The sequence below is a fragment of the Streptomyces hebeiensis genome, assembly GCF_052983195.1.
The window spans coordinates 96,484-105,801 of sequence record NZ_JBRKBE010000002.1; the positions used below are offsets into that span (position 1 = coordinate 96,484).

17 protein-coding genes and 1 pseudogene are annotated in these 9,318 nt (G+C 70.7%); 16 read left to right on the forward strand and 2 right to left on the reverse strand.

Features of this window, described 5'->3' with window-relative positions:
* Positions 1 to 6 precede the first annotated feature (6 nt).
* Entirely contained in the window at positions 7 to 303 is a 297-nt protein-coding gene (locus ACU6P3_RS32955) for a hypothetical protein (RefSeq protein ID WP_447198210.1), read from the forward strand.
* Positions 304 to 374: 71 nt separating this feature from the next.
* Here the strand turns inward: ACU6P3_RS32955 and ACU6P3_RS32960 are convergent, their stop codons facing one another.
* Both ACU6P3_RS32960 and ACU6P3_RS32965 read right to left on the reverse strand, forming a co-directional pair.
* Entirely contained in the window at positions 375 to 596 is a 222-nt protein-coding gene (locus tag ACU6P3_RS32960) for a hypothetical protein (protein ID WP_447198211.1), read from the reverse strand.
* Positions 597 to 760: 164 nt separating this feature from the next.
* Entirely contained in the window at positions 761 to 1,045 is a 285-nt protein-coding gene (locus ACU6P3_RS32965; RefSeq protein WP_447198212.1) for a hypothetical protein, read from the reverse strand.
* Positions 1,046 to 1,228: 183 nt separating this feature from the next.
* On the opposite strand from ACU6P3_RS32965, the gene ACU6P3_RS32970 reads away from it, so the two are divergent.
* From ACU6P3_RS32970 to ACU6P3_RS33040, 15 genes and pseudogenes are all read left to right on the forward strand, one after another.
* Entirely contained in the window at positions 1,229 to 1,468 is a 240-nt protein-coding gene (locus ACU6P3_RS32970; RefSeq protein ID WP_447198213.1) for a hypothetical protein, read from the forward strand.
* A 253-nt stretch (positions 1,469 to 1,721) separates the two neighbouring features.
* Positions 1,722 to 2,176 (forward strand): annotated as a pseudogene (locus ACU6P3_RS32975) (XF1762 family protein); the annotation flags it as partial.
* 90 nt (positions 2,177 to 2,266) lie between these two features.
* Positions 2,267 to 2,779 carry a hypothetical protein gene (locus tag ACU6P3_RS32980; protein WP_447198329.1) on the forward strand — a complete coding sequence of 171 codons (513 nt, stop codon included), beginning with the start codon at positions 2,267 to 2,269 and terminating at the stop codon, positions 2,777 to 2,779.
* A 74-nt stretch (positions 2,780 to 2,853) separates the two neighbouring features.
* On the forward strand, positions 2,854 to 3,678 hold the full coding sequence (locus tag ACU6P3_RS32985; protein WP_447198214.1) for a DNA adenine methylase: 825 nt from the start codon (positions 2,854 to 2,856) through the stop codon (positions 3,676 to 3,678).
* A gap of 85 nt (positions 3,679 to 3,763) precedes the next feature.
* Positions 3,764 to 4,909, forward strand: a complete 1,146-nt coding sequence (locus tag ACU6P3_RS32990; protein ID WP_447198215.1) for a hypothetical protein — start codon at positions 3,764 to 3,766, stop codon at positions 4,907 to 4,909.
* Positions 4,910 to 5,043: 134 nt separating this feature from the next.
* Complete coding sequence (locus tag ACU6P3_RS32995) at positions 5,044 to 5,406, forward strand: hypothetical protein (RefSeq protein ID WP_447198216.1); 363 nt, start codon at positions 5,044 to 5,046, stop codon at positions 5,404 to 5,406.
* Positions 5,403 to 5,669, forward strand: a complete 267-nt coding sequence (locus ACU6P3_RS33000; protein WP_447198217.1) for a hypothetical protein — start codon at positions 5,403 to 5,405, stop codon at positions 5,667 to 5,669. The genes ACU6P3_RS32995 and ACU6P3_RS33000 overlap by 4 nt, the downstream gene beginning before the upstream one ends.
* Positions 5,666 to 6,058, forward strand: a complete 393-nt coding sequence (locus ACU6P3_RS33005) for a hypothetical protein (protein ID WP_447198218.1) — start codon at positions 5,666 to 5,668, stop codon at positions 6,056 to 6,058. The genes ACU6P3_RS33000 and ACU6P3_RS33005 overlap by 4 nt, the downstream gene beginning before the upstream one ends.
* Positions 6,059 to 6,184: 126 nt before the next feature.
* Entirely contained in the window at positions 6,185 to 6,445 is a 261-nt protein-coding gene (locus tag ACU6P3_RS33010) for a hypothetical protein (protein ID WP_447198219.1), read from the forward strand.
* A gap of 235 nt (positions 6,446 to 6,680) precedes the next feature.
* Positions 6,681 to 7,094: a hypothetical protein gene (locus tag ACU6P3_RS33015; protein WP_447198220.1), complete on the forward strand. Its 414-nt coding sequence runs from the start codon at positions 6,681 to 6,683 to the stop codon at positions 7,092 to 7,094.
* Positions 7,091 to 7,438, forward strand: coding sequence for a hypothetical protein (locus ACU6P3_RS33020; protein ID WP_447198221.1), 348 nt, complete (start codon positions 7,091 to 7,093; stop codon positions 7,436 to 7,438). The genes ACU6P3_RS33015 and ACU6P3_RS33020 overlap by 4 nt, the downstream gene beginning before the upstream one ends.
* Positions 7,435 to 7,629 carry a hypothetical protein gene (locus ACU6P3_RS33025; protein ID WP_447198222.1) on the forward strand — a complete coding sequence of 65 codons (195 nt, stop codon included), beginning with the start codon at positions 7,435 to 7,437 and terminating at the stop codon, positions 7,627 to 7,629. Before ACU6P3_RS33020 ends, ACU6P3_RS33025 begins: the two co-directional genes overlap by 4 nt.
* A 267-nt stretch (positions 7,630 to 7,896) precedes the next feature.
* A complete protein-coding gene (locus ACU6P3_RS33030; protein ID WP_447198223.1) occupies positions 7,897 to 8,181 on the forward strand; it encodes a hypothetical protein in 285 nt (94 codons plus the stop codon).
* Complete coding sequence (locus ACU6P3_RS33035) at positions 8,171 to 8,401, forward strand: hypothetical protein (protein ID WP_447198224.1); 231 nt, start codon at positions 8,171 to 8,173, stop codon at positions 8,399 to 8,401. Before ACU6P3_RS33030 ends, ACU6P3_RS33035 begins: the two co-directional genes overlap by 11 nt.
* Entirely contained in the window at positions 8,394 to 9,035 is a 642-nt protein-coding gene (locus tag ACU6P3_RS33040) for a hypothetical protein (protein WP_447198225.1), read from the forward strand. The genes ACU6P3_RS33035 and ACU6P3_RS33040 overlap by 8 nt, the downstream gene beginning before the upstream one ends.
* The last annotated feature ends 283 nt before the right edge of the window (positions 9,036 to 9,318 follow it).

The following is a 9,318-nucleotide window of genomic DNA, read 5'->3' on the forward strand; positions in this document are numbered from 1 at the left end:
TCCCGCATGGATGGCTTCAAGGTCACGTACACCGTTGAGTGCGCGCGGGCGGTCGAGGAACTGTCCCCCGCGCGCAGGGCGCTCCTCGAGCGCGGCCTCGCCGTCCTCGCACGCGACCCATACCACAAGGCCACAGCGCCGATCGGCACCCACGAGGACAACCGCAAGGCGCAGGTCGCCCCCGGCGTGCTGATCGAGTACGTGGTCGCGCACGCGGTGATGGTCGTCGTCGTCCTGACCGTGTTCGACGAAGACCTCTACCTCCTCGCGGACGACGAGTTCGGCAGCGGCGGAGACGCCTGAAGATGGCGGCCCAGCCCGCGCCAGCGTCCTGAACCCTGTGGGCGCCCTGGGCCAGCCGCCGCCAGAGGCCGTTACGCGGCGCTGCCGTGCCGGTGTGCGGCCTCGTCCGGGTCCCCCAACGGCCGGGTGAGCGTGTCGTCCGACACCGGCGCCCGTTCTGGGATCAGGAAGTCCTCGAGGTGCCGTTCGTGGCACGACTCGCACTGATGGTGGTCGTCATCAATCTCGACCATCGACTCGGTCGGCGCCCGTGCCCCGCAGCTTGTGCAGGCTGTCTCCCTGGTGTCGCCCATGGTTCCGACGGTCCGTCAGCATTCCGGTGGCCGGGAGGGTGCTCGCAAGGGCGCACAGGCGCTGAAACCCGGCGCACCGCCCGTACCGCCTGAAAAGCCCCAGTCGGTGCGGCTCCGTTCGTGCAACTGCCGGACGCCCGGCAAGCCCGAACCGACACCGCTACTCAACGGTCCGCGGTCGCCCACCGGATCCACGCCATCAGCCCCTGCACGGCCGCCGCCTCCCGCGTCGGCCACGTACCGGCCGCCGGGCTCACCCCCAGCCGGTACGTCCACCCCGCCCGCCGGCCACCCCGGTACGCCGGGACGACAACCAGCAGCACCTCACCGTCCCCTGCCACGACGTTCCACGCGCGGGTCTCCGACCACGTGTCCGCTTTGACGAGTTCGGCGGTGTCGGCGATCGCGCGGGCTTTCGCCGCGGACAGTTTCCGGGGGCGGGCAGTCATGCGGGGAAGTCTCCCACCGGCCTCTGCGCGACGTCAGTGCCAGGGCCGAGCCAAGCTCCGTTAATGTATTGCGTCCGCAATACATTAAAGATAGGGTGGAGCCTCCACCGAACCCCACCAGGGGCAAGGTTCGCCCATCCTCGGGCCACGCTGGCATAGCCCCCTCCACACAGGAGCCGCACCATGCCCGACACCACCACGCCCAACACCAGCCCACTGGACCGGCTCCTTGCCGAGGCGATTCCGACCGGCACTTTCGGGGACGCGCAGCCGGCACGGCCCCGCCAACGCGAACGGCGCCGCTGGACAACGGCGGAGCAGGCCCGGCATGTCGCCGAACTCGAGGCCGAACTCGACCTGTACGACGGGCGCGGCACGGGCAAGCCGCAGCGTCACCTCCGTGCTGTCAGCGAGGCGGCGTGACCCGGCCGAGCGACCGGGACCGGCCGACCTCACCACCGCGCTCTCGTGAGTGCCCGCCGGGCCCACACCGGCTCGTAACGGCGCCTCTTGCCCCCGAACTCCCCGGCCCCGCCGCCAATCCCGCACCCCTACCCGAACGGCCGCGAGAAGCCCGCACAGCGATTCCCGACCTGAACCGGCCACCCGCCCCACACATCGACGGCCAGACCGAACTACCCCTGACGAACCACCAGCCGACCCTCTGGAGCCTCTGATGCCCGACCTCCACCTGACTCCCGTGCGAAGTCGTGAGGCGCGTTCCTACTGCGCCATGTGGCATCGCCACCACCCGCCGCCTGTGGGGCAGATCTTCGCCCTCGGGGTTGCCGACGAGCACGGTGTTCTCCGAGGCGTCGCCGTTGTCGGCCGGCCGGTGGCCCGGATGCTCGACAACGGCCAGACCCTGGAAGTCACCCGCACCGCGTGCGACGGCACACCGAACGCGAACTCGATGCTCTACGGAGCGGCGTGGCGGGCGGCTAAGGCGCTCGGCTACACACGGCTGATCACATACACGCAGGCAGGAGAGAGCGGCGCCACCGACCCGGCCGAACGAGTCGATGCCGCCCTGCGCCTCCTCGAAGCTGTCCACCGCGCCCGGGGTCTCGGCTGGCGCACCATCACCGTCGACCGCCTCGTGCGCATCGCCAACGGGGAGGCCACGGCGACGCCGCCGGACCCCGCTATCGCTCCGAAGTCGGCACGCGGCACCTATCACCGCTGACCCACCCCGTGACCACCTCACCGAAGGAGAACCCCATGACCGACACGACACCCACCCCGCTCACCGAGCAGCAGCTCGCCGAGATCGGCACCCGAGCCGCCCACCTCTACGAGTTCGTGCCCCTGCCCACCAAGGCCGACCAGCTCGCCGGGGCGGACGTGCCCGCGCTGCTCGTGGAGGTCCGCCGGCTCCAGCACCAGAAGAAGTTCCTGCTCGGGCAGCTCAAGAAGAAGGACGCCGCGTCCGGCGACGGCGACCGTGCCCTGGCCGAGTTCCTGGGCGCCGAGTCCGACATCGCGGCAGCCGACAACCCCACACCCCTGCGCTGGGGCCTGAACGACGTCCTCTGGGGCGACGACGACAGTGTCACCGTCATGATGTCCGGCCCGGCCGGTGAGCCGTACTGGCTGGAGCTGGACCCGGAGCGCGCCGCCGTGCTCCGCGAGGACCTCGCCGGGCCGCCTGCCGAGGAGACGCACGTCGTCGCCGACGGCAGCGACACCCCGGAGCACGTGGACGACTGCCCCGGCTGCGCCACCGCCCCGTGACACGCCACGCGCCCGCCCCGTTCGACCCGGGGCGGGCGCCCACCCACCGTACCCACCACCAGGAGAGGAACATCGTGAAGTCGCCCGTCCCGTACTTCGGATCCAAGCAGCGCGTCGCCGACTGGATCGTCAACCTGCTGCCCGACCACGAGCACTACGTCGAGCCGTTCGCCGGCGGTCTGTCCGTGCTGTTCGCCAAGCAGCCGTCCCGCATGGAGACCGTCAACGACCTCGACGCCGAGCTTGTCACCTTCTGGCGAGTACTGCGCGACCGGCCCAAGGAGTTGCTTCGTGCCTGCATGCTTACCCCGCACGGTCGCGCCGAGCATGAAGCGACGTGGGAGCAGACTGCGGATGACCTCGAGCTGGCCCGCCGCATCTGGTGCCGTCTCGCTCAGGGCCGCTCTGGAACCCTCCGCAAAACCGGCTGGCGGCACTACATCGACCCCGCTGGATCCTCGACGTCGATGCCTGGCTACCTCGAGGCCTACGCGGTCCGCCTCGCTGCTGCAGCCGAGCGCCTGCACCGCGTATCCCTTGAGGCCCTGCCCGCGCTGACACTCATCGGCAAGTACGGGGCACAGCCGGACGTGTTGCTGTACATCGACCCGCCGTACCTGGGATCGACGCGAGGGTGGGGCCGGAACTACCGGCACGAGATGAAGGCCGCCGAGGAGCACCGCGAACTGGCGGCCGCGCTGGCTGACTGCCGGGCCGCAGTCGTCCTGTCCGGCTACCACTCGCCGCTGTACGCCGATCTGTACGCCGGGTGGCACCGGTACGAAAAGCCAGCCACCACCGGTAACGCCAAGGGCGACCGGAGCCGCACGGAAGTCCTGTGGTCTAACCGGCTGCTCGAGGACCAGCTCGATTTTCTCAGCCTTGCCGACGCCGGGTGACCACCCGCGTGACGGCCGCCCGCTGCTGCGTCTATCAGCGGCGGGCGGCCCACCCCGACCCTTCCACACCACCCTGGAGAAGACCATGAACCTCGGTGACTTGATCACCACCCTGGAAGCCGCCAGCCCCGACCAGCCCGTCGCGCACGGCTTCGGCAACCCGCACTCCTACCGCGGCGACTACATGGACCTCGCCTTCGAGCCCGTTGACGACACGACGGTGGGCGCCATGCTCGCCGCGGCCCGGTCCGCTGTGGACGCCACTTTCCAGGGCTGGAAGGGCGGCGACTTCACGATGAGCACCGACACCTGGTGCTGGCTGTCCGTGCAGGGCGACGTGTCCGGGGAGTCGATCAGCCCGCAGACGCTGGCGTGGATGCTGCACACCCCAGAGCCTGCCGCCGGAGCGCTTGCCGACCGCGCCGCCCTCCGCGACCGCATCGCCGAGGCGCCCGTCGACTGGATCGACGGGCACCCTCAGCTGGAGGCCATCGCCGCCGCCGTGTGGGAGCAGTGCGGGCGTAGCGACAGCGGCGCATGCGTCGAGGACGACCCGCGCACCATCGCCGCTGTGGCGGCGGCCACGATCCGTACCGGCGGCGGGCAGACCGAGCCCGGTGCCGACCGGGCCGCGATCCTCCGCGAGGCCGCCGACCGGCTGTGGTCGTTGGCGAACCGGACCACCGAGCGCGGCGCGGGAGTCCTGTGGGCGGCCGACCAGCTGCGCCGCATGGCCGCCGAGGCGCAGCAGCCCGAAGCCGAGGCAACCGTTGACCGGGCCGCCGTGCTGCTGTGGGGGGCCGACCAGATCGACGCCGCGACCCGGCAGGCGAAGGCGGACGGCGTGCTGGAGTCGGACAAGTTCCGGCCGTGCCGCGACGCATCCGCTCAGCTTCGCGCCCTGGCTGGCTGTGCCGCCTGCGAGGCCGGGGTCGAGCACGACGTGCACTGCCCGATTCCTGAGACGCACAACTGGGGCTGCGGCTGCCCCACCGATCCGGTGCCCGCCGACGGGCCGAGCCCCATGGCCGCCGAGGCGCGCGGGACTCGGTGCGCGCACTGTGGGCTGCAGATCGAGGACCGGGGCGACCCCGGGTTCGGTACGTATACACCGTGTTGGGTCCACATCCCCGGCCGCTACACCGTCTGCTACCCGCAGCAGGGCGGTGCCAGCTCCCGGGCCGAGCCCGCCGCGTCTGCTGTCCCGGCCACACCCGAGACGGAGGCGTGATCATGACTGACTCCACCCCCGACGTCCCGTGCCCCCTGGCAGTCTTGTCTGCGCTCAGCGCCCCACCCCGGCCGCACGCCGGGCACGAATGGGAACCCCAGCCCGGCATGACCCCCGTCCACTGCCCCGGAGTCGTGGATGAAGCCGTCGCCGAGCCTGCCGAGGAGGCGTGGCGGATGGACACCTACGACCCCGGGGCCGACTGCTGGACACCCGGTCTCCCCATGCGTGACCGGGCCAAGGTCGCCCGGCGTCTGGAGCGGCTCGCCGAGGAGCATCCGACGTGGGCGGACGGGCAGCCGGTTCAGCGCTGGCTGGTCCGCGTGACGACGACGTACATGGTGGTCTCCGTCGCCGGGGAGGCGCCCCCGCAGCATGTCGGCAACCGGGTCAACGCGGAGGACTGCCCGGCCTGCTGCGCCTCCGAGGTCCCGCCGCCGTACCCGTGGATCTGCCCCGGCGAGCCGGGGTCCGAGACGGACGGGGAGGAGCAGTGACCGCTGTGCTCACCGTCGCCGCCCTGGCCGCCGGGTACGGCCTCGGCCGCTGGCGGCCCTGGCTACGCCTCGGCGACTGGGCCAACTGGCAGCTCCGTTTCCACCTCAACCGGTGGACCAGCCGCCCCCGTCAGGCCGCCCTGTTCGGGCTGCTGCTGGCCACCGACCCAGCGCACACCATGCGCGCCTGGCGTCGCCGCAACGAGCCGTCCCGACCGCTCGCGCCTGCCATGCGCTTTCGCCCCACTGAGGAGGAACAATGAGCGCCGCTCCCGAACAGGTCGAGTACCTGTATGAACTCTGGGACGCCAACTGGGATGACGGCCCCCTCGGTAACTACCAGATCCTCGCCCACCCGATCACGAAGAAGACCCCTAAGCGGATCTACTTCACGTACCTCAACGGCCGGACCGGGTTCGTGGACCGTCAGAAGATCGAAGCCGACGGGGAGATCTACCACGGCTACACCATGTGCTTACTCCACTTGGCCCGTCCCGAGATTCCGCAGCGCCCCCAGCGCCCGACGCTGGCCGCCCTGAAAGCCGAGATGGCCGCCGCACACCCGGACCGTGGCGGCAGCGACGAAGCGTTCATCGCCGCCCGCCAGCGCTACCAACGCGCCCGCGCATCGGCGGAAGGAGCCGCACGATGACCGCCGTGATCCTGTCCCGGCTCCCGGGCTACCGGGGCGCCGAACTCGCCCTCGACATCGACCCCGCCGAGCACGAGCGACGCCGGCCCTTCCCTCGGCGCCACCCCCCACAAGACAGGAGCCCCCATGTCCCGTCGTACCACCGCCCGCGAAGTCGCCGACGCACTCGCCGGGCACGGCCACGCCGACTCCGTACACCGAACCGCTTGGACCCCTGGCTACCGCACCCAGCAGGCCAGCCCCCGCACCGTCCGTTGCTGGCACGACGGGCCCGACGAGCAGCAGCACCTCGACCAGTACGCCGCGATCCTTCGTACCGCCGGATACGCGGTCACCCCCGAACGCCCGCCCGGGTCCCGGCCGCGGCTGCGGATCACCCACCCCTAAGCGGCAGACTGGCCTCACGCCCAGATCAGGGCCGCTGACATCCGCGCCGCACTCGACGCCTCGGCCGCCGAGCAGCCGCCCCGCCAGCACATCGGCGGACGAGCCAACGCCGAGGACTGCCCCGCCTGGCGCGCGGCACCGGCCGCCCCGGGATCACCCACCGCCTGACTGTCCCGTCCTGTGGCTGGCGGCCCACCCCGCCGCCAGCCACACCACCACCCTTTGGAGGAACCCCGTGTCGTACCCGAACCTGCTCACCCCGGAAGACATGCTCACCACCGCGAAGGAGCGACTGAACATCCCGACGATCGTCTGCATCTGCGGCAGCACCCGCTTCATGGCAGAGATGGCCGATGCCGACCTGGAGGAGACCGCGGCCGGCCGGATCGTCGTCCGCCCCGGCGTCAACATGAAGACCGAGCACCCACTGTGGGCCGACCCGGTCGAAGCCGAAGCGCTCAAGGTCCGCCTGGATGAGTTGCACCGGGCGAAGATCCGGTTGGCCAGCGAGGTCCTCGTCGTCGGGGACTACATCGGCACCTCCACCACGGCCGAAATCCGATATGCGAGGTCGCTTGGCATCCCTGTCCGGTTCACCCACCCCGAGATCGACCCCGACGGTACCCCGGCAGCACAGGAGGCATCGTGAGCATCTACGCCAGCATCGAAGGCATCGGCGACCACGGCGACCCCGCACACCTCGGACAGCTCTGGACGTACAAGGGCAGCCACCTCACCCCCGGCCACGACGACCCCCGCGACGGCAGTATCGGACTCGCCGTCATCCCCTCCCACATCACCGCCGACGGCCGCGACGACCAGCCCGCGGACGGTACCCCCTGGCCGTGGCTGCGGATCTCCCTGCACGTACCCGTGGACGTGTTCGGCGGTGATCCGTGCGCCCTCATCGACCCCACACAGGCCCGACACCTCGCGGCCCAGTTCACAGCGTGGGCCGACCGCGTCGACCCCGACCCAAAGGAGCAGCAGTGACCACCAGCCTCGAAGCACGATGCGCAGCAGCCCTCCGCGCACTCACAGAACGCACCACCCGCGCCCCCGTCGTCAACCCGGCGGCGCGCTTCCCCGGCGAGACCCAGCCCTCCGACGGGCTGCCCGACGACCCGCTCCTCGCCGCCGACATGCACGAAGCCCGCCACGCCACGTTCAGCGACCTGGACTGACCCCGGGCAGCAGAAAGCCCCCGCCCAACCAGGCGGGGAGGTGAACGGCCGGTACCGAGGCCGCGCGTGATGGCGAGTGTCGGCACCGGCCGTAATCACAACCAGCCGAGCACTGCCCCGGACCCGAGGAGCAGCAGTGACAACGCCCGACACCCCGCCGACCTGCCAATGGTGCAAGCAGCCCGTCCAAGGCGAGCCCACCTGGTGGGACGGGAATCCGCAATGCCGCAACCCATTCACCTGCGACAAACGCATCAAGGAGAACTGATGCCCGACCTCCGTGCCTCCCTCACTCAGGCCCTCGGCTGGCACATTGCCGGACGCCTCGTCACACCCGAACAGCAGACCACCACCCGCAACGCGTTCCAGACCATCGCCACCGCCACGGACCAGAACACCGCCCGCGCGTGGCTGGTCGGCCTCAACCCGCTCCTCGGCAACGTGTCCCCCATCTCCGCGATCCGCGCCGGCCGCCATACCGCCACCCTGACCGCCGCCGAGCACTACGCCCGCCGCACCGACTTCACCGGGGAGCAGCACGATGTCCCCTGAAGAAGAGATCGCTCACCTGGAAGCGCTCTTCGAAGCGCCCGCCTACTGGCGCTGCGCTCACTGCGGCGATCCCATCACCGGAACCGGCTACACGTGGATAGGCCCCCTCCGTCAGCCCGGAGAGAGCATCTGGGACCAGCGCCGATACCACCTCAACCGGCCCGAATGCCGCCAGGTCGGCGAGGGCGCCACCACCACGGAGGAGACCGACCGTGCATGACCCCGCCGACACGGCCGTCACCACCACCGACGGCCCACCGAAGAGGCCCATCGACAACGAGCCGCGCTACACGGCCAGCACGATCACCGACGACGCCTTGCGCAACCTGTACAACGAGAGGGCGCTCCTCCGGCAAGGCGCGGCCGAGAGGTCAGCCCTCCTCGAGGAGGCCCGAGACGCCCTGGAAACAGCTGGCATCCGCGGACCGCACGGCGACCACTGGCCGCGCCTCGCGCCCGGCATCAAGCAGTTGGCATCCAAGCTCACCCATGCTGAGGACGAGCTGGACCGGCTTCACGCCGCCGAGTCCGCCGACGCGGCGGCTGGCTCCTATGCCGGAAGGGTCGAGGAACTGGAGGCCCGAGTGCGCGAGCTGGAGCAGCTACTGGCCGAATCGGACGCCGAGACGGCGGAACTTGCGGACCACTCCGACCGAACGTGCGAGGCCGTAGTCGCCCGCGATCAGGCAGAGGCCACCATTGCCCGCGTGCGCGTCGAACTGGACGCCATCGACCGAGACGTACACGGCAAAAGCCCCGTCGCGCTCGCCGGGCTGCGGACCGCTACCTCCCGCATCCGCGCCGCACTCGACCAGCCGGCCACCGAGCATTCAACCCTTGCGCAGGAGAACTGATCCACGCGACAGGGGCCTCCGTGGCAGGGCAGCCGGTACCGAGGCCGCGCGTAGTGGGGAGTGTCGGTACCGGCCGCAGCCTGGCGTGTGACACGGCTTTGGTGGGTGGGGGCGAGAGCCGCGCTGCGAAATCCAGGCTCCCCTGGATCGCGGCCGTCGCCCCACCGCACCTTCTGTCACGGTATCCATCCCGAAAGCAGCCTGACTAACGTTCAAAACGTGCATTCCGAACGCGTCGGGACAATTACCTCCCGGGTCGAGCATCAAGGCCACCGATAATCGA

Bases quoted from the DNA above. Each gene is read 5' to 3' on its own strand.
- ACU6P3_RS32955 (WP_447198210.1), top strand. From the start codon at position 7: ATGGATGGCTTCAAGGTCACGTACACCGTTGAGTGCGCGCGGGCGGTC.
- ACU6P3_RS32960 (WP_447198211.1), bottom strand. From the start codon at position 596: ATGGGCGACACCAGGGAGACAGCCTGCACAAGCTGCGGGGCACGGGCG.
- ACU6P3_RS32965 (WP_447198212.1), bottom strand. From the start codon at position 1,045: ATGACTGCCCGCCCCCGGAAACTGTCCGCGGCGAAAGCCCGCGCGATC.
- ACU6P3_RS32970 (WP_447198213.1), top strand. From the start codon at position 1,229: ATGCCCGACACCACCACGCCCAACACCAGCCCACTGGACCGGCTCCTT.
- ACU6P3_RS32980 (WP_447198329.1), top strand. From the start codon at position 2,267: ATGACCGACACGACACCCACCCCGCTCACCGAGCAGCAGCTCGCCGAG.
- ACU6P3_RS32990 (WP_447198215.1), top strand. From the start codon at position 3,764: ATGAACCTCGGTGACTTGATCACCACCCTGGAAGCCGCCAGCCCCGAC.
- ACU6P3_RS33005 (WP_447198218.1), top strand. From the start codon at position 5,666: ATGAGCGCCGCTCCCGAACAGGTCGAGTACCTGTATGAACTCTGGGAC.
- ACU6P3_RS33010 (WP_447198219.1), top strand. From the start codon at position 6,185: ATGTCCCGTCGTACCACCGCCCGCGAAGTCGCCGACGCACTCGCCGGG.
- ACU6P3_RS33030 (WP_447198223.1), top strand. From the start codon at position 7,897: ATGCCCGACCTCCGTGCCTCCCTCACTCAGGCCCTCGGCTGGCACATT.
- ACU6P3_RS33035 (WP_447198224.1), top strand. From the start codon at position 8,171: ATGTCCCCTGAAGAAGAGATCGCTCACCTGGAAGCGCTCTTCGAAGCG.